This is a genomic window from Rhizobium sp. AN73, from assembly GCF_030757975.1.
Taxonomy (GTDB): Bacteria; Pseudomonadota; Alphaproteobacteria; order Rhizobiales; family Rhizobiaceae; genus Agrobacterium; species Agrobacterium arsenijevicii.
This window is the reverse complement of sequence record NZ_JARWME010000002.1, coordinates 1,435,331-1,454,566: the sequence shown is the minus strand read 5'-3', so window position 1 is coordinate 1,454,566 and position 19,236 is coordinate 1,435,331. Positions and strand designations below refer to the sequence as shown.

At 58.5% G+C, this 19,236-nt stretch carries 14 protein-coding genes, 2 pseudogenes and 1 other annotated feature; of the genes and pseudogenes, 10 read left to right on the top strand and 6 right to left on the bottom strand.

All coding sequences use genetic code 11. From position 1 onward, the window contains the following. Positions 1-295 precede the first annotated feature (295 nt). Positions 296-2,401: a methyl-accepting chemotaxis protein gene (locus RBH10_RS17120; RefSeq protein ID WP_281036399.1), complete on the top strand. Its 2,106-nt coding sequence runs from the start codon at positions 296-298 to the stop codon at positions 2,399-2,401. Between the two features lie 77 nt (positions 2,402-2,478). Next, positions 2,479-2,534, top strand: a sequence feature (sul1 is cis-regulatory element that is thought to sense ions involved in sulfur or methionine metabolism; They are found in Alphaproteobacteria). A gap of 74 nt (positions 2,535-2,608) precedes the next feature. Beyond that, a complete protein-coding gene (locus tag RBH10_RS17115) occupies positions 2,609-4,090 on the top strand; it encodes a SulP family inorganic anion transporter (RefSeq protein ID WP_281036400.1) in 1,482 nt (493 codons plus the stop codon). A 43-nt stretch (positions 4,091-4,133) separates the two neighbouring features. On the opposite strand, the pseudogene RBH10_RS17110 reads toward RBH10_RS17115, so the two are convergent. Further along, a pseudogene (locus RBH10_RS17110) lies at positions 4,134-5,325 on the bottom strand (hypothetical protein). A gap of 230 nt (positions 5,326-5,555) precedes the next feature. Here RBH10_RS17110 and parC point away from each other — a divergent pair. Then, positions 5,556-7,808, top strand: coding sequence for a DNA topoisomerase IV subunit A (gene parC / locus RBH10_RS17105; protein ID WP_306180717.1), 2,253 nt, complete (start codon positions 5,556-5,558; stop codon positions 7,806-7,808). A gap of 53 nt (positions 7,809-7,861) precedes the next feature. Here parC and RBH10_RS17100 read toward each other — a convergent pair whose 3' ends face one another. The 4 genes from RBH10_RS17100 to hemB form a co-directional block, all read right to left on the bottom strand. Next, positions 7,862-8,107 carry an AbrB/MazE/SpoVT family DNA-binding domain-containing protein gene (locus tag RBH10_RS17100; protein ID WP_281036403.1) on the bottom strand — a complete coding sequence of 82 codons (246 nt, stop codon included), beginning with the start codon at positions 8,105-8,107 and terminating at the stop codon, positions 7,862-7,864. A 58-nt stretch (positions 8,108-8,165) separates the two neighbouring features. Then, positions 8,166-8,924, bottom strand: a complete 759-nt coding sequence (locus RBH10_RS17095) for an arginyltransferase (protein WP_281036404.1) — start codon at positions 8,922-8,924, stop codon at positions 8,166-8,168. A 178-nt stretch (positions 8,925-9,102) separates the two neighbouring features. Continuing rightward, on the bottom strand, positions 9,103-9,561 hold the full coding sequence (locus RBH10_RS17090) for an RDD family protein (protein ID WP_281036405.1): 459 nt from the start codon (positions 9,559-9,561) through the stop codon (positions 9,103-9,105). A 113-nt stretch (positions 9,562-9,674) separates the two neighbouring features. Next, positions 9,675-10,688, bottom strand: coding sequence for a porphobilinogen synthase (gene hemB / locus RBH10_RS17085; protein ID WP_281036406.1), 1,014 nt, complete (start codon positions 10,686-10,688; stop codon positions 9,675-9,677). Positions 10,689-10,883: 195 nt separating this feature from the next. Between hemB and RBH10_RS17080 the strand changes: the two genes are divergently transcribed. After that, positions 10,884-11,321, top strand: coding sequence for a DUF6163 family protein (locus RBH10_RS17080; RefSeq protein WP_281036407.1), 438 nt, complete (start codon positions 10,884-10,886; stop codon positions 11,319-11,321). Between the two features lie 234 nt (positions 11,322-11,555). Next, entirely contained in the window at positions 11,556-12,065 is a 510-nt protein-coding gene (gene ldtR, locus RBH10_RS17075; RefSeq protein WP_174035327.1) for a transcriptional regulator LdtR, read from the top strand. A gap of 147 nt (positions 12,066-12,212) precedes the next feature. On the opposite strand, the gene RBH10_RS17070 is transcribed toward ldtR, so the two are convergent. After that, positions 12,213-13,253, bottom strand: a complete 1,041-nt coding sequence (locus RBH10_RS17070) for a hypothetical protein (protein ID WP_281036408.1) — start codon at positions 13,251-13,253, stop codon at positions 12,213-12,215. A 585-nt stretch (positions 13,254-13,838) separates the two neighbouring features. Here RBH10_RS17070 and RBH10_RS17065 point away from each other — a divergent pair. From RBH10_RS17065 to RBH10_RS17045, 5 genes and pseudogenes are all read left to right on the top strand, one after another. Then, the gene (locus RBH10_RS17065) at positions 13,839-15,170 is read left to right on the top strand and encodes a murein L,D-transpeptidase (protein ID WP_306180716.1); all 1,332 of its coding nucleotides are present in this window, start codon (positions 13,839-13,841) and stop codon (positions 15,168-15,170) included. A gap of 379 nt (positions 15,171-15,549) precedes the next feature. Further along, positions 15,550-16,839 carry a serine hydroxymethyltransferase gene (gene glyA, locus RBH10_RS17060; protein WP_003512506.1) on the top strand — a complete coding sequence of 430 codons (1,290 nt, stop codon included), beginning with the start codon at positions 15,550-15,552 and terminating at the stop codon, positions 16,837-16,839. A gap of 12 nt (positions 16,840-16,851) precedes the next feature. Continuing rightward, positions 16,852-17,331, top strand: coding sequence for a transcriptional regulator NrdR (gene nrdR / locus RBH10_RS17055; RefSeq protein WP_003502218.1), 480 nt, complete (start codon positions 16,852-16,854; stop codon positions 17,329-17,331). A gap of 2 nt (positions 17,332-17,333) precedes the next feature. Beyond that, positions 17,334-18,576: pseudogene (gene ribD, locus RBH10_RS17050) on the top strand (bifunctional diaminohydroxyphosphoribosylaminopyrimidine deaminase/5-amino-6-(5-phosphoribosylamino)uracil reductase RibD). Further along, on the top strand, positions 18,576-19,187 hold the full coding sequence (locus tag RBH10_RS17045) for a riboflavin synthase (RefSeq protein ID WP_045015886.1): 612 nt from the start codon (positions 18,576-18,578) through the stop codon (positions 19,185-19,187). The pseudogene ribD and the gene RBH10_RS17045 overlap by 1 nt, the downstream one beginning before the upstream one ends. Positions 19,188-19,236 lie beyond the last annotated feature (49 nt).

Genomic DNA, 19,236 nt, shown 5'->3' with positions numbered 1-19,236 from the left:
GCCGGTAAAAATCGCCGAAAACTCCCGCTTTTCGTTGCCCGGCTTGGTACCTGGCATGAAAAGCGGGGGATCGGCGGCGAGGCGGGCGGGGCGGTGCCCGGCCCCATCCGTTGTTCACCGTATTTGCGATAAAGAGGGCGTCGCGGTTGCCGGTCTGCTTTCAGGCTTCGCGGGATGCGCTCCCGCAAAGCTTGTGGATTGTCATAAAAACTTAATCGAACTGACAAATCCGGTAGAGGACTTTTTAAGTCTTGTCGATCATTCATCCACGTAAAGTTTCGCAAACGAGGGTTGCATGTTTTCGCTGGTTTCGACGTTCAAAATTGCGCATCGCGTGTCGATGCTGGCGCTGGCTGCACTATGCGGCATCGCCGTCATCGCGGGCATGCTGCTGTGGCAGAGGGAAATGGAGGCGCGTTATCGCGTCGCTGAAGAGACTTTGATCCAGAGGGACGGGGTGCTGACGGGACTGGTGGGTGATCTGGATGAAAGCCGCCTGCACCAGCGGGATTTTCTGCTTTCCAGGGACATGAAATCCGTGGCTGAGTTCGATGAGACGATGGGCAGGGTCCGCCAGTCCCTGAGCACGCTCGAAGGCAGCGCGACGCCGCAGACCCGCGCAAGGCTCGATACGCTGGCGCAGGGCGCTGCTGCCTATACCGAACGCATGAAGGCGCTTGTTGCCAAAAACAGGGAATTGGGCCTCACGCCCACCGACGGCCTTGAAGGGGCAATGCGAAACGGCGTGCATTCCATCGAAAAACTCGTCGATGTCGTCGCCAATGCCGAGATCCGCGCCAGCATGCTGATGATGCGCCGGCACGAAAAGGATTTCATCCTGCGACGCGATGAGGCCTATACGGCAAAACATGCCGCCGAGGTGGAGACCTTCAAGGCGCTGGTGAAACTGGAGTACCGGCCGGGCGCCGAGCGCCAGCGCATCATGGACGCGCTGGAGATTTACACCGCCTCCTTCCGCTTTTACGCGCAGGCCGTGCTGGAGGAGCAGAAGGCGCGCGAAACGGTTGCCTCCGCCTATAATGCGCTGCTGCCCGTCGTCGCGGACATTTCCGCGGCCTATCGGCAGGAACGGGAAGCCAGCGCGCTAGAAAACAGGACCGCTGCGGAAACGACGGTTTCGATTGTCGTCGCCCTTATCGCGCTTGCCGTCGTCAGCCTTTTTGCCGGGGTCTATTTCATCGGCCGGTCGATAACCCGCCCGGCGACCGCTATCACCGGCGCGATGCGTCGTCTGGCTGAAGGGGAAACCGAGTTTACCGTTCCCGGTCTTCGCCGCGGGGATGAATTTGGCGCCATGGCGCAGGCGCTGGAGATTTTCCGGCAGGCGGCCATCGCCAAGGTCGAGCTGGAGACACAGGCGCTCGCGGCCCGGCAGCGCACCGAGGATGAAAAAGCACGGTTCCAGCGCGAGGCAGAAGCCCAAGCGCAGGCGCGGTTGATGCAGGCGACAACAGGATTTGCGGCGGCGCTGCGCCGCCTTGCCGCCGGCGATCTGTCTTTCGAGCTGAACGAACCTTTTGCAGCGGATTTCGAAGCGCTGCGCCACGATCTCAACCAAACGATCCGTCAACTCGATGCCGTGATGTCCGGCGTTGTGCAGTCCAGCGTGGCGATCGACGGCGGCAGCCAGGAAATAAGCCAGGGCGCTGCCGATCTCGCCCGCCGCACCGAGCAGCAGGCCGCCTCACTCGAAGAGACCGCCGCCGCGCTTGATGAGTTGACGGCGAATATCCGTATTTCGGCGGACCGTGCGGTGGAGGCCCGCGCGGTTGCGCACTCGGCTGATGAGGATGCCAATCGCACGGCCAATCTGGTCGTCGATACGATCACGGCCATGGAAAAGATCGAGCAATCCTCCGGCAAGATCGGCAGCATCATCAGCGTCATCGACGAGATTGCCTTCCAGACCAACCTTCTCGCGCTTAATGCCGGCGTCGAGGCCGCGCGTGCGGGCGAGGCGGGACGTGGCTTTGCCGTCGTTGCGCAGGAGGTTCGCGAACTGGCGCAGCGCTCCGCGAAAGCTGCCGCCGAGATCAAGGTGCTTATCCGCAACTCCGGCACGGAGGTGACGGAAGGTGCGCGTTTCGTCCGGGAAACCGGTGCTGCCCTGTCGCGCATCGGCGGCTCGGTCAAGGTGATCAACGACCATATCGAAGCGATTGCCGCTGCCACGAAGGAACAGTCGCTCGGGCTTTCCGAGATCAACACCGCCGTCAACCATCTGGATCAGGGCACGCAGCAGAACGCCGCCATGGTCGAAGAGAATAATGCCGCCAGCGCCATGCTGGCCGGCGAGACCGCGCGTCTCAAGGAACTGGTCTGTCAGTTCCAGTTGAGCGACGCGGACATGCAGCGGTACGGCCTGCGCGAAGCGGCCTGACACTGTATTGCGTGAATCGAAAAGCGGGCGCGCAACTTGCTGCCCGCTTTTTTGCCGTTTATAGGTGGGTCACTCACCACGGACCCGGTGAAATTCCGGGTGGCTCTTCTGGCCGCCGATCCGCCAGACAACGCAAAGCACCGACATTCTTTTTCAATCTACCGGACTTGTTTCCGGCCGGTGCGTCATACTTTGCGAAAAAATCAAATGAACAGATTTCAGACTTACAAACGTGAGTGGTTCTCCAATATTCGCGGCGATGTGCTTTCCGGCATCGTCGTCGCACTTGCCCTCATTCCCGAAGCAATCGGCTTTTCCGTCATCGCCGGCGTCGATCCGAAGGTGGGGCTGTTTGCATCCTTCGCCATCGCCTGCGTCTGCGCCTTCACCGGCGGCCGTCCGAGCATGATTTCCGCAGCAACAGCCGCCACCGCCGTCCTGATGGTCACGCTCGTCAAGGAACACGGCCTGCAATATCTCTTTGCAGCCACCATCCTCATGGGCGTGCTGCAAATAGCGGCGGGCTTTGCCAGGCTCGGCCGGGTGATGCGCTTCGTCTCGCGCTCGGTCATGACCGGTTTCGTCAACGCGCTGGCGATCCTGATCTTCATGGCGCAATTGCCCGAACTGATCGGCGTACCGGTCGCAACCTATGTCATGATCGCGGCTGGCCTTGCGATCATCTATCTCTTTCCGCTGGTCACGAAAATCATCCCGTCGCCGCTGGTCGCCATCGTCGTTTTGACCTGCGTGGCGGTTTTTTCCGGCATGGATATCCGCACGGTCGGCAATCTCGGCGAGCTGCCCTCGACGCTGCCGGTCTTTGCCCTGCCGCAGGTGCCGCTAACCTTCGAAACGCTTCAGATCATCTTTCCCTATTCCGCAGCGCTTGCCGCCGTCGGTCTACTGGAATCGCTGCTGACGGCACAGATTGTCGATGACATGACGGATACCGGTAGCAACAAGAGCCGGGAATGCATCGGGCAGGGGACAGGCAACATCGCCTCTGCGCTCATCGGTGGTATGGGCGGTTGCGCCATGATCGGCCAGTCCGTCATCAATGTCAGATCCGGCGGCAGGGGCCGGCTCTCCACCTTCGTGGCGGGCGCCTTCCTGCTGTTCCTCATTCTGGTGCTGGACGATCTTGTCCGCATCATCCCGATGGCCGCTCTGGTGGCTGTCATGATCATGGTTTCGATTGGCACCTTCTCGTGGCGCTCGATCCTCGATCTTCGCCGCAATCCGCCATCTTCCAGCATCGTCATGCTGGTGACGGTCGGCACGGTGCTGGCGACCCATGATCTTGCAAAGGGTGTGCTGGCGGGCGTGCTTCTGTCCGGCGTGTTTTTCGCGGGCAAGGTTTCAAAACTCTTCCACGTCCGCCCGGAACTTGCGGAGGGTGGTCGGCACCGCATCTACCGCGTCGATGGCCAGATATTCTTCGCCTCGACCGAAAGCTTCATCGCCGCTTTCGATTTTGCCGAAGAAGTGGAGGCGGTGACGATCGACGTCACACAGGCGCATCTGTGGGATATTTCGGCTGTCGGCGCGCTGGACAAGGTGGTGCTGAAATTCCGCAAGACCGGCAAGAGGGTCGAGGTGATCGGCGTCAACGCGGCGAGCGCCCATATGATCGACCGTTTCGCCCTGCACGACAAGCGGGATAGCGCAGCGACGCCGCTGCATTGAGCAGAAGTGAAAAGCCCCGGCGTAACCGGGGCTTTTTGTCGTGCTATTCGTTTGCCGTCACCGAGACGCCGAGCATTGTCGGCAGGGTGTTCGGCGCGCCCATGGCAGCGCCCATGATCATCGGGAACGGGACCGGCTTTTCCGGTGCTGCCGAGATGGAGAAGCTCTTCGGATCGTCGATATAGGCGTTGATCGCTGCCGACACCATGTTCTGCAATTCCGGAACGTTGAGCGAGGCCATCATCATTGGCGCCATGCCCTTGATGGTCTGGGCGAGCTGCTCGCCGGTCATGCCCTGCTGGCTGGCGGCGTAATCGATGGCGCGCTTGGTGATGCTGGCGTCCTCGAAGCTGATTTCAGCATTAACGAAGGAAAGCTGCTGCATCAGGCCGAGCATTGCGAGGCCCGCTGCCTGGTCCGCCTGTTCCTTGTTCGGATTTGCGGCCTGCGCCTTTACCGTCTCCTGCATCGACTTGATGAAGGCGAGCGTGTAACCGGAGAAACCGAACGACATGTTGAGACGACCGACATTGTCGAGGTCGATGGCGTATTCCTCGACGTCGACGGTGCCGGAGGCAACTTCCCAGCTTCCGCTCATGGTCATGTTGCCGGAAAGGGCCTTCAGATTGAGCTTCTCAATGGCGTCCTTCGTGGCCGGATCGGTGACTTCGCTGAGGATCGGCCTTGAAACCGGAGGCGTCGAGATCGAAGCCGATCGAGGCCTTGTCGTCGCTGACGGACATCGTCGCGCTGCTTTCCGCAAGCGAGAAAGCCTGCTTGCCGTCGACAGAAACGGAAATCGGGCCGCTATGCGCCTCGTCATAGAACATCAGCGCGTCAATTGTGCCCGTCGTCGCATCGGCAGGGATGGTGAGACCCGACATGTAGATGTCGTTGGCCTTGATCTCCACATTTTCCTGCTTGTAGTCGACATTGTCGAAACGCGCGTTCTTGATCTTGTAGCCGCCGTTATTTTCTTCAACGCCTTCGAGCGTAACGTTGCCGACGGGAATTTTCTTGGCCGGATCGGCAGCCGCGCTGAAGGTCACGCCGTTCAGCGTCACCGTGTTGCCGTTGACGGCAACGGAGCCGACAGCGAGTTCCCCGCCCTGCGCGCCGTAGGCTGCATTGATCTTTTTCAGCACGTCGCCGCCGTCAAGTGCGAAAGCCGGTGCGGAAAGCGCGAGAAGCGCGGCACTTGCGAAAAGAATCTGCCGGGTGGATTTCAGTCTCATGATGTTTCGTCCCTCAATGTGCGGATGCGCACCGTGTTCTAAATGCGAATGGTGACAGTTATATTCGCGATTATTCAAAGGTCTACAGGATTTAGATCGATTCGTATGACGGCGGCATTGCGGCATTCCCAACGCAGTTAACAAAAATCGTTATAAAAGGGGTGCTTTCGTCCACAGCCGAGACCCCTGAATTCCTTGCCGGGAATCGGCATTTCCGCTAGTCAAGCACCATGGGAAAAAATCTTGTACCTCCGTCAGGCGGAGACGATAACATTCATCCGGTCGATTTGAAGGCGGCGCTTGAAGAGCGCTACCTTGCTTACGCTTTGTCCACGATCATGCATCGTGCGCTGCCGGATGTGCGCGACGGCCTGAAGCCGGTTCACCGCCGCATCATCCACGCCATGAGCGAAATGGGCATTCGCCCCAACTCGGCCTTCAAGAAATGCGCCCGTATCGTCGGTGACGTGATCGGTAAGTTCCACCCGCATGGCGACCAGTCGGTTTACGATGCACTGGTGCGTCTCGCGCAGGATTTCTCGCAGCGTTATCCGATTGTCGACGGGCAGGGCAATTTCGGCAATATCGATGGCGACGGTGCCGCCGCCTATCGTTACACCGAAGCGCGCATGACCGATGTGGCGGCGCTGCTGCTTGAGGGCATCGGTGAAGATGCGGTGGATTTCCGCGCCACCTATAATGAAGAAGACGAGGAACCGGTTGTCCTGCCGGGTGCCTTCCCCAATCTGCTTGCAAACGGTGCCTCCGGCATCGCCGTCGGCATGGCGACATCGATCCCGCCGCACAACGCCCACGAACTTTGCGACGCGGCGCTCCATCTCATCAAACATCCCGATGCGACGGTTGAAAAGCTGGTGGAATTCATTCCCGGCCCCGACCTGCCGACCGGTGGCGTGATCATCGAAAGCCGCGAGAATATTCTCGATGCTTATAAGACCGGGCGCGGCGGTTTCCGTGTGCGCGCCAAATGGGAAACGGAAGATCTCGGACGCGGCGGTTATCAGATCGTCATCACCGAAATCCCGTTCCAGGTGCAGAAATCGCGGTTGATCGAAAAGATCGCCGAGCTGCTGCTCGCCCGCAAACTGCCGCTGCTCGAAGATGTCAGAGACAGATCCGCCGAAGACGTACGCATCGTGCTGGTGCCGAAAAACCGCACCGTCGATGCGACACTGTTGATGGAATCATTGTTCCGCCTGTCCGACCTCGAAAGCCGTCTGCCGCTCAACATGAACGTGCTGTCGCTTGGCAAGGTGCCGAAGGTCATGGCGCTGAACGAGGTGCTGAGTGAATGGCTGGCGCACCGCAAGGACGTGCTGGTCCGCCGTTCCCGCCACCGTCTCGCGGCCATCGACCGCAGGCTTGAGATTCTCGGCGGCCTGCTGGTCGCCTATCTCAATCTCGACGAGGTGATCCGCATCATCCGTGAGGAGGATGAGCCGAAACAGGTGATGATGGCGAAATGGTCGCTCACCGACAATCAGGCCGAAGCCATCCTCAACATGCGGCTGCGCAATCTGCGCAAGCTTGAGGAATTCGAAATCCGCAAGGAGTTTGACGAACTCAGCAGCGAGAAGGCCGAGATCGAGTCGCTGCTCGCCTCCGATGAAAAGCAGTGGCAGACCGTCGCCTGGGAAATCGGCGAGGTCAAAAAGAAATATGCCAAGGCAACCGAGATCGGCCGTCGCCGCACGCAGTTCGCGGACGCACCGGATGCCGATATCGAGGCCATCCAGCAGGCGATGATCGAGAAGGAACCGGTCACCATCGTCATCTCGCAGAAGGGCTGGATCCGGGCCCTGAAGGGGCACATGTCCGATACGTCGGCCCTGACCTTCAAGGAGGGCGACGGCCCGAAGCTCGCCTTCCCGGCGCAGACGACCGACAAGCTGCTTTTGCTGACGACCGGCGGCAAGGCCTATACGCTCGGCGCCGACAAGCTGCCCGGCGGGCGCGGCCATGGCGAGCCGATCCGCATCATGGTCGATATGGAGAACGATCAGGACATCCTGACCGCCTTCGTCCACGATCCGTCGCGCAAGCTTTTGCTCGTCTCCACCGGCGGCAACGGTTTCATCGTGCCGGAGACCGAAATGATCGCCAATACCCGCAAGGGCAAGCAGATCATGAATGTCTCCATGCCTGACGAAGCCAAGCTCGCCGTGCCGGTAACCGGCGACCATGTCGCCGTGGTCGGCGAAAACCGCAAGCTTTTGGCCTTCCCGCTGTCGCAGGTGCCGGAAATGTCGCGCGGCAAGGGCGTGCGCCTGCAACGCTACAAGGACGGCGGCGTCGTCGACGTGAAATGTTTCGCGCTCGCCGAGGGCTTGAGCTGGTCCGACACGGCCGGGCGTCTCTTCACCAAGGTCGGTGAGGAATTGCGCGAATGGCTGGCCGACCGCGCCACCGTTGGCCGCACCGTGCCGAAGGGCTTTCCGCGTAGCGGGAAGTTTGGCGGGTAATAGTTGAGTGGCGTCCCGGGAGATTACCCGGGACGTCTTTCATGGCGTCTGTTTCAGGACTTGGCGAGCGTTCTTAGCGCAACGTGGTACTTGCGCATCGCACTCCGCGCATGTTCCAACTGTCGATGAAAATCATCCGTCAGTTCTTCGTCAAAACAACCAGCAGCTCGTAATTCAAGCATGTTGCCGTCTACCCGTAGATCGAGAACGTCGCCTACCTTCCAGTCGAGCCGTTCAAGCATATCCTTTGGGATGACAATTCCTTCGGCTTCGCCGATCTTGCAAATGGTTGCTTTCATCTAGGCCCCCTCAATTTAAAGGGATTTAGCATAGTCTCTTGACGGTTTGGCGAACCCTTTATTCTTCCGCAGGGTGATAAACCTCCCACCCGCGCGGCGTCAGATGCTCCTGCGGATGATAGCGGGTCTTGTAGCCCATCTTTTCCGAACCATCGACCCAGTAGCCTAGATAGACATGCGGCAGGCCGAGCGAGCGGGTGCGGGTGATGTGGTCGATGATCATGAAAGTGCCGAGCGAGCGTTTTTCGAGATCGGGGTTGAAGAAGGAATAGACCATCGACAGGCCGTCGCTCATCACGTCGCTGAGCGCTACGGCCAGAAGCTCGCCGCGTTTGCTGGAATCAATGCCGGAGCCGGGTTCGCGCACGCGGTATTCGATAATGCGGGTGTTCACATGCGTGTCTTCGATCATGATCGCATAGTCCAGCGCCGACATGTCGGACATGCCGCCAGACTGGTGCCGATGGTCGAGATAGCGGCGAAACAATGAGAACTGTTCGGTGGATGGCTCGGCGGCGTGAACCGTGGCGACGACATCCTTGTTAATGGAGAGAACGCGCCGCATCGATTTCGTCGGCTGGAACTGTTCGGTGAGGATGCGCACGGAAACGCATGCGCGGCAGGTTTCGCACGCCGGACGATAGGCGATGTTCTGCGAGCGCCTGAAACCGCCCTGGGTCAGAAGGTCGTTCATTTCCGACGCACGCGGACCGACCAGATGCGTAAAGACCTTCCGCTCCATCTGGTTCGGCAAATAGGGGCAGGTGGCCGGTGCCGTAAGATAGAATTGAGGAGAGGGCGTCGCCTGCGTGTTCATCGAACCGTGATCGCCTCCTGCGTCTGTTGTGAAAGCGCGCCGCGATTTCACGGGGCCTGCGACGGCGCTTCAAGCGACATGCATAATATCACAGAATGGCAAAATGCCGGAAAACGTCAACTGCGAGATACGGCATTTGCTGGATTTGAAAGCCACGTTTTCGTGGCTTTCCGCGATATCAGCGTGTTCTGACCAGGACGGTGCCCAGCAGGAAGTCGTGAACGAGGCGCGAGCGCTCGGTAAACAGGCCTGCGAGCAGGATCAGCGGTGTCAAAACCGAGTTGATGACCCAGAAAAGCACGATGTGCACGGTCGCCAGAAGGAAATCGATTCGCCGGCCGTCCATGCGCGCCATTGCAATGCCCATCGCCCGCATGCCGGGTGTCGCCTGCGAAGCGCCGCTGAGCGTCACGCCGAAATAAAGCACCGCCACGATGACGAACAGCGCCGGATAGAGGAAGAAGCCGAGACCCAGCGTTATCACGCCGAGAAAGAAGACGATCACGGCAGCTGGAATGCACAGCAGGAGAACGATCGCATAATCGATCAGGAACGCGAAAACGCGTCGGCTCAGGACGCCGCTATAGGCGCGCCAGTCGTCCGGTGCGACATAGGTAGGGTTCTGGTCGAGGTTCATCGGTCGTTTTCTCCTGAGAGGTTAAAGCTCGGGACGCGCCTTCTTAGTCGGCAACGCCCGGTATCAGCAGACAATATGGGAAGCAAACGACCGAATACAATAAGTGCCCATTATCAGCCCTTCGCGAGTTTGCGGGCGGCCTCCATGGCGAAATAGGTCAGGATGCCGTCGCAACCCGCGCGTTTGAAGCAGAGAAGCGTTTCCATCATCACGCGCTCGCCGTCGATCCAGCCATTCATGGCTGCGGCTTTGATCTGGGTATATTCGCCGGACACCTGATAGGCGAAGGTCGGCAGCCCGAAAGTCTCCTTCAGCCGCCAACAGATGTCGAGATAGGGCAGGCCGGGTTTGACCATCAGCATGTCAGCGCCTTCCTCCACGTCTAGCGCTGCGTCGCGGATCGCTTCCATGCCGTTGGCGGGGCTGATGTAATAGCTGTTCTTGTCGCCTTTAAGCAGACCGGCCGTGGAGATGGCCTCGCGATAGGGGCCGTAATAGCCGGAGGCAAATTTCGTGGCGTAAGCCATGATGCCGACATTCTGGTGCCCGGCAGCATCAAGGCCACGACGGATAGCGCCGATGCGGCCATCCATCATCTCCGATGGCGAAATAATGTCCGAGCCGGCATCGGCCTGAAGGATTGCCGCTTTGACGATCTGCTCCACGGTCTCGTCGTTGACGATCTCGTCGCCGCGCAGAATGCCGTCATGCCCGTGGCTGGTGAAGGGATCGAGTGCGACATCGGTGATCATGCCGATATTTGGAACGGCTTTTTTGACTGCGATGGTCGCCTGATTGATGAGATTGTTGGCCTCGAGCGCATTCGAGCCGGTTTCGTCGCGCAGGTCCATTTCGATATTCGGGAAGGTGGCGATTGCCGGGATGCCGAGATCGGCGGCTTCTTTCGCGGCTTCGACCAGCCTGTCGACGCTCATGCGGTTGACGCCGGGCATCGCCGGTATGGGATCGAGGATATTGCTGCCCGGCACGATGAAGACCGGCCAGATGAGATCATCGACGGTCAGGCGGCTTTCCTGAACCAGACGGCGCGTCCAGTCCGCCTTGCGATTGCGTCGCATGCGGCGATGGCCGGTGATCTCGTCGACCAGATGCGTTTTATCCTGCATGTAAGAATGTCCTTCGTATCCCACTCAAGTCAGTAAAGGCTGCATAACACGAAGCATGCGCCGTGCGAATGCGACAATGTTGCCCCTTGGCTTCCTGCTTTGAACGCCCCCGACGTGCGAGGATGCTTTGACAAGGCGAGGCGTGGAATTCAATATGGGCTGGTCGCCCGCCCGTCGAAACCGTATCTTCCCGCCATGGAACCTGATTCTCAACTTCTGCCGAAACTTCCGCTTACGGAAATCCTCTTTCTGGTCTTCATGAGGCTGGTCGCAGTTTCCTGTTTCTGGTTCGGCCTGCAATATTGGGCGATGCTGACGGGATATTCACTTGGGGGGCAGGGCCGGTTCGATATGCTGAACCTGCCATGGCGGGTGGCGGGCAGCGCGCTTGCGGTGATTTTCCCCGTCGCAGCCCTTGGCCTCTGGCTCGGCGCCTCCTGGGGTGCGGTCATGTGGGTCCTGGGTGCCGGCACGCAGATCGCCATGTATAAGGTGTGGCCGTATATCTTCGGTGCCAACACGCTTGTGCCCGTCATGCACGGTCTCGTGGCAACCATTTATATACTATTTCTGGTCGCTTTCTGGCTGGATCAGCGCCAAAATGAAGAGCGCGCAAGAATTGATTTACCATAATAATAAAGCAATTGGCCCCGTTTTCTGGCCGAATTTCGCCTCTAAGTCATTGATTTATAATGGATGGATGCGGGCCGTTCCCGCTTCGCCACAGATTCGGACCGCTGGGGAAAATGCAGGTAACCATTTGTTAATCGTAGCTTTTAAGTAGAATTTTATGCGCATTGATTAGGTTCTCACTCAAGGCGGGAGACAAACAAACACACCGCCAAACAAAACAGTGAGGCAGTCATGATCAATAGCAAAGTAAAGCCGCAGGCCGTTGTTGCCGACGCACATGAAGATACCATCCGTTCGCTCTACATGGAGTCGCTGCACCTGGTGGAACGTCTCCACCGCCGCCTCCTCGATGTCATCAAGGACGAGTTCGATCGTCAGGGTCGCGATGACGTCAACGCCGTTCAGGCACTGCTGCTGTTCAACATCGGCAATTCCGAACTGACGGCAGGCGAGCTTCGTTCGCGTGGTTACTACCTCGGATCGAACGTCTCCTATAACGTCAAGAAGCTGGTCGACCTCGGTCTCATCAACCACCAGCGCTCCCGCGTCGACCGCCGCTCGGTCCGCATCAGCCTGACCGAAAAGGGCCAGGAAATCGCCGAAACGGTTGCCCACCTCTATGAGCGCCATGTCGGCTCCATCGAAAAGGTCGGCGGCATCGGCACCGGCGAGTTCTCCGAAATGAACAAGCTGCTGCAGCGCCTCGACCGCTTCTGGAACGACTCGATCGCTTATCGCCTTTAATTCGACAGAACATTGATAGCGTTGCGGATTTATAAGCTTTCAATGTTACGTAGAAGCAAAAATAGGAAATGAGAATGTGGGCTGTGGCGCATGATAGCGCCACTTCAAGATGCAGCGATGCTCAACAAAGTTTTAGCTTCCATCACATCATGCCAAGGTTCTGAAGTAGTCATTCAGAAGTTGGTTGCATGTGACGGCGTCAAAAGATCGCGTACCCATAAAGTGTTCGCCCATTACGTACATGGTCGAGTTTATTAAGTCGGTGATCGCGGACATGTTTGGAGCGGCGATTCCAAGTGCGGTGCCACGCACGGTCTTCATTGAGCATCGTCGCCTGAGCCGCATTAAGTCCATGTTCATGGAGCCATACGAGAAGCCAAGGTAAACCACTTGCTGTGCTTCCTCAATCAGCTCACGCATTTTTTCTGGAACAGTCTCATCCTCCACTTGCTCAGTGAACGTCCGGATGTGGCTCGCAACTTTGGGGAGCGTTTGTCCCTCCACAGAAGCCCCATACGGTACAGACGTCAGGCCATTACGTTGCCAAGGCAGACGTCCAACTTGACCATATGGGTGGATCACCGTGAGTTTTCCGGTTAGCTCTTGCGCATCGGGTAAAGGGATTTGCATATAGTTGCTCACCCATTGCGAAACGTAGTGTTCAATACACCGGTCATAATTAAATGTGATGAAACTCACGTTGTCGAAAAGCTTTTCGAGATCACGAGTCTGAACGCCTTCACATAACATTTTGCAGAACGTATTATGCCAGATGTCGGGGTGAGATGCGAAATTAATCTGTCCATAACGGCGCTGATCGCCAGATATTTTACTACTCGACTCCGCTTCCATGATTGTGGCGGCGATACCGAGCTTTCCCATTTGAACAATCAATTCATTATCGGAATGGGTGTGTAGAAAATTGTCGATAGATAGCGCTTGATGCATCGCTGAAGCGATGATGCGTCCTGCTTGGCAGTGCGGATTAATATCGCGCTCTTGTTTTTCTTGTAAAACATGACGGACAGCTTCGACGATCTTTCGATCACCCGCCGAAAGATCGTAGCCATTGTCGAAGCGGATGTCGAGTTTCACACCAATTTTGAGCTTCAGCTCGTCACCGATTGGGAGGCCAACTTCCTTACTAGCGCCCGCGCCGACAATAAAAACGGTTTTCTTTTTAAACATGGTAGCTCCGGCCAATTACTCTATAATATAGCGCTGTGCCGAGCTGCGGATAGCTTCCTTTTGTAGTAATTCACAAGATGATTATAGCTTTTAAGGGCTTCGATTTTTGATGCGCCATATCTGATACAACATCACCGAAATGCACGCCCCAGCCTGCGAATTCTCTCAATAAGTTGGTAAAACCATTGAGAATGTCCAATGCGTGACTAAACACCTCAAGGCGCTAACAATCCAAAAGGAGGCGGGCACCCGATGCAGATTCGATGTTTAGGCATCGCTTTGGTGCCGCTTCTCTTGCATGTCGGGCCAAGCCCCTATGCCGTATTCCCTCTTATTTTCAGGCGAACACAGCTTCGTGAGAACGGCCCCGTGACACAGATCGGCCATATTGATATGGGACCCGCAAAGGTGAAGAAGCCGGCGGTTTCTCCTGCTGTCGTGGCAAGTCCCGACTGTTCTGCCAGACAATGGCGCCCCGATCACGGCGTTTCGAGTATTCCAGCCGGCAGACACGTTGTACGTGTTTGTTAATCATATTGATTTAGGCATTGTTGAGAATGCCGAAGAGAGTGGCTGGTAGGTAGAATGACAAAAAAATCCGTTTCCGATTCCGTATCGCGCCGTGCGCTTCTGCGCTCAGCCGTTTCCGTTGGTGCCGCAGCACTTGCCGCGCCGGCCTTTGCGCAGAACGCGCTCAACGATCTCATGGGTTCGTCGCGCCGCGGCAACTGGGATGACCAGTTTGATGCCAATTCGTCGCGTTCCGCCGTGGGTGTTGTCTCCAACAATCCGGTTCTCGGACGGGAAGCCCCCATCTACATGCAGCAGGCGATCCAGCAATATCAGCAGATCGTGCAGAATGGCGGCTGGCCGCAGGTGCCTGCCACCCAGCAGCGTCTTCAGATCGGCGTTTCTGATCCTTCCGTACAGGCGCTTCGCCAGCGACTGATGGTGTCCGGCGACCTGCCGCGCGAAGCCGGAATTTCCAGCGCTTTCGATTCTTACGTCGACGGTGCGCTGAAGCGCTTCCAGGCCCGCCACGGCCTTCCCGCCGATGGCGTCAGCGGCGAATATACCACCAAGGCGCTCAATGTTTCGGCCCAGATCCGTCTGGCGCAATTGCAGACCAACCTCGTGCGCATCCAGTCCATGTCGGGTGATCTCGGCCAGCGTCACCTGATGGTCAACATTCCGGCCGCTGCCATCGAGGCGGTGGAGAATGAACGTGTAGTTCTGCGCAACACGGCCGTCGTTGGCCGCGCCAGCCGCCCGACGCACGTCATCAATTCCAAGATCTACGAAGTCATCCTCAACCCTTACTGGACAGCGCCGCGCTCGATCGTCGAAAAGGACATCGTGCCGCTGATGCAGAAGGACCCGACCTATCTGGAGCGGAACAACATCCGCCTCATCGACGGCAAGGGACAGGAAGTTTCGCCGACAGCGGTCGACTGGTTCGCGCCGAAGGCCCCGAACCTGATGTTCCGCCAGGACCCCGGCAAGATCAACGCCATGTCCTCGACGAAGATCAACTTCCACAATCCGAACAACGAATACATGCACGACACGCCGCAGCAGGGCCTGTTCAACAAGCTGATGCGGTTCAGATCGTCCGGCTGCGTGCGCGTGCAGAACGTGCGCGACCTGACAAGCTGGCTGCTGCGCGACACGCCCGGCTGGTCGCGTCAGGAAATGGAACGTGTCATCGCAACCCGCGTCAACACGCCGATCAAGCTGGCGCAGGAAGTTCCTGTTTATTTCGTCTACATCACCGCATGGTCGGCGAAGGACGGCGTAGTGCAGTTCCGCGACGATATCTATGAAAAGGACGGCAACGCCGAATTGGCGCTCAACACGACAACCGGCATCGAACAGCCGGCCGGCGCGGTCGATGACGACCTGTTGCCGCGCAACTGATCCGGCTTATGCCGCCAGTTTTATGAAAGGAAGCTGCATCGGTTCGGTGCAGCTTTCATTAGTGGGGATGATTTTGTTTTCCCTTCGCTCCGATCGTTGACGTGGGCGCGAAAACCTCTCCTCCGTCATCCTCGGGCTTGACCCGAGGATCCACAGCCGCACGTAGAATGGATCCTCGGGTCAAGCCCGAGGATGACGTGGAATGTGGAGTTTACAAGTCGCATTACTCCGCGCGGCTCTTTCTTGCGATTTTCATAAAAACAACTGTCGTTTTTTGTCGCAACGTCGCAGTTTGACGGGCAAATCTCGTTGCCCGTATTGCTCTTGTTCGGGCAGGGCGCTAAGACGCCATCGCATTACTGTTTCAGGAGCCTTCACCATGTCGAACACAGATGCTTTCTTCTCCCGTCCGCTTGCCGAAGTTGATCCCGATATTTTCGGCGCGATCGAGAAGGAACTGGGTCGCCAGCGCCACGAGATCGAACTGATCGCCTCGGAAAACATCGTTTCCCGCGCCGTGCTTGAAGCGCAGGGTTCGATCATGACCAACAAATATGCCGAAGGTTATCCGGGCAAACGTTATTACGGCGGCTGCCAGTTCGTCGACATCGCTGAAGAGCTTGCCATTGAGCGCGCCAAGAAGCTGTTCGGCGTCAACTTCGCCAACGTCCAGCCGAATTCCGGTTCGCAGATGAACCAGGCCGTGTTCCTCGCGCTCTTGCAGCCGGGCGACACCTTCATGGGTCTCGATCTGAACTCGGGAGGCCATCTGACGCACGGTTCGCCGGTCAACATGTCCGGCAAGTGGTTCAACGTCGTGTCCTACGGCGTGCGTGAAGGCGACAACCTGCTCGACATGGACGAAGTGGAGCGCAAGGCCAAGGAAACCCGGCCGAAGCTTATCCTCGCTGGCGGCACCGCCTATTCGCGTATCTGGGACTGGAAGCGCTTCCGCGAAATCGCCGATGAAGTCGGCGCCTATCTGATGGTCGATATGGCCCACATCGCCGGTCTCGTTGCCGGTGGCCAGCATCCGTCACCGTTCCCGCATTGCCACGTTGCCACGACGACGACGCACAAGTCGTTGCGCGGCCCGCGTGGCGGCATGATCCTCACCAATGACGAGGATCTGGCCAAGAAGTTCAACTCCGCCGTATTCCCCGGCCTTCAGGGCGGCCCGCTGATGCACGTCATCGCCGCCAAGGCCGTTGCCTTCGGTGAAGCGCTGCAGCCGGAATTCAAGGACTATGCCGCACAGGTCGTCAAGAACGCCAAGGCGCTTGCCGAAACGTTGATCGAAGGCGGTCTGGATGTCGTCTCCGGCGGCACCGACAACCATCTGATGCTGGTTGACCTTCGCAAGAAGAACGCCACCGGCAAGCGTGCGGAAGCAGCACTCGGCCGCGCTTACGTCACCTGCAACAAGAACGGCATTCCTTTCGATCCGGAAAAGCCTTTCGTCACCTCTGGCGTCCGTCTCGGCACGCCGGCCGGCACGACGCGCGGTTTCAAGGAAGCGGAATTCCGCGAAATCGGCAAGCTGATCGTCGAGGTTCTCGATGGTCTGAAGGTTGCCAATTCGGATGAAGGCAACGCTGCCGTCGAGGCTGCGGTGCGTGAAAAGGTCGTCGGCCTGACGGACCGTTTCCCGATGTATCCGTATATGTAAGGAAAAGAGACGATGCGCTGCCCATTCTGCGGTTCCGAAGACACACAGGTCAAGGACTCGCGTCCGGCGGAGGATAATACCTCCATCCGCCGGCGGCGCATCTGCCCGGATTGCGGCGGCCGCTTCACGACCTATGAGCGCGTGCAATTGCGCGAGCTGATGGTCATCAAGAAAAGCGGCCGCAAGCTGCCCTTCGACCGGGAAAAGCTGGTGCGATCCTTCGAGATCGCGCTGCGCAAGCGCCCGGTTGACCGCGACCGGATCGAGCGGGCCGTCTCCGGCATCGCTCGTCGTCTGGAAAGTTCCGGCGAGACGGAAATTCCCTCGGAAGAAATCGGCCTGCAGGTTCTGGAAGCGCTGAAAAGCCTCGATGACGTGGCCTTCGTGCGTTACGCCTCGGTCTATCGCGATTTCAGCCATGCCGAGGATTTCGAGAACGTGATTGCTGAAATCAACGCCAAGATCGCCCGTGATACGGACGGTGGAGCATAGCCGTGACGAGCCGTGCCGATGACGAAAAATTCATGGCCCGTGCAATTGAGGTTTCCCTCCGCCATCAGGGGCAAACGCTCACCAACCCTTCAGTTGGCTGCGTTCTCGTAAAAGACGGAAAAATCATCGCGGAAGCGGTTACTGCCGTGGGCGGTCGCCCGCATGCCGAACGTCAGGCGCTGGAGATCGCCGGCGAGGCGGCGCGTGGCGCCACTGCCTATGTCACGCTCGAACCCTGTTCCCACTGGGGCAAGACCCCGCCTTGCGCCAATGCGCTGGTTGAATACGGCGTTGCCCGTGTCGTGGTGGCGGTGGACGATCCGGATGAGCGCGTTTCGGGACGCGGTTACTCCATCCTGCGCGATGCGGGCATTGTCGTGGAAACCGGCTTGCTGCGCGACGAAGGCAAGAGAGCGCTTGCCGGTTACCTCACACGGCAGATTAAAAAACGCCCGCATGTGATTCTGAAGCTTGCCATTTCCTCCGATGGCATGATCGGCAGACAAGGCGCGGGGCAGGTGGCGATCACCGGGCACGAGGCTCGCCACGCCGTGCATGAACTCCGGGCGCGCTGTGATTGCATCCTTGTGGGGATCGGGACTGCGATTGCGGATGATCCGGAATTGACGGTTCGCGTTGAAGGTCTTGAGGATCGCTCGCCGGTCCGCATCGTGCTGGATCGGCATTTTGAATTGCCGCTGGCCTCGAAGCTGGTGAAGACAGCGAGGGACGTGCCGGTGGTGATTGCGGCTTTACCCCCCTCTGCCCTGCCGGGCATCTCCCCCACAAGGGGGGAGATCGGCAAGGGGCTGTCCCCTCGCTCAAGTTTTGACTCCGTTTCTCATTCTCCAGCCGTTGATGTCGGGCAAGACGGCGCTCCGTCGATCTCCCCCCTGTGGGGGAGATGCCCGGCAGGGCAGAGGGGGTAACCCCGACCGCCGACGCCAGCAACTAACCGAAGCCGGCGTCGAAATCCTCGAAGCACCATCGCTCGAAGACCTCCTCCACATTCTCGCCGAACGCGGCATGTCGGAACTTCTGGTCGAAGGCGGCGCTTTTGCCGCAAAATCATTCCTTGAAGCTGATCTGGTGGACCGTATCATGCTGTTCGAAAGCCCGGTGGTGATCGGTGAGGGCGGCATTGAAACGCCGCTCAACCGTGCCGATATCACGGGCGATTATGTTTTGGTCAGCGAAACCGCCTACGGGCCGGATCGCTGCTTCGATTATGAAAGGCCGCTTTGATGTTTACCGGAATTGTCACCGACGTTGGAACCGTGTCCGAGCTTGAAGCCCTGGCAGAAGGCATCCGTCTGCGGGTGGCGACCAATTACGATCCCAAGACCATCGATATGGGCGCGTCGATTTCCCATGGCGGCATCTGCCTGACGGTGACCAAACTGCCGGAAGACGGCAGCAATGAGCGCTGGTACGAGGTCGAGGCCTGGGAAGAGGCGCTGCGTCTGACGACGATTGCCGGCTGGCAGACGGGCACGCATGTCAATCTGGAGCGCGCGCTGAAGATCGGTGACGAGCTTGGCGGCCACATCGTTTCCGGCCATGTCGATGGCAGGGCGGAAATCTTAGCCGTGGAGCCGGAAGGCGAGGCGGTCCGCATCCGCCTGCGCGCCCCGGAGCATCTGGCGAAATTTGTCGCGCCCAAGGGTTCGATTGCGCTTGATGGCACCTCGCTGACAGTCAACGCTGTCGAAGGCACGGATTTCGACGTGCTCCTGATCCGCCATACGCTCACCGTCACCACATGGGGCGAACGCCAGCCGGGCGATTTCGTCAATTTCGAAGTCGACACCATGGCGCGTTACGCTGCAAGGCTTGCGGAATTCCCTTCCCAGTAAAGCGCCTTACCATTAGATGGAATGGCGACGTAAACAGGGGTGCTTTTTG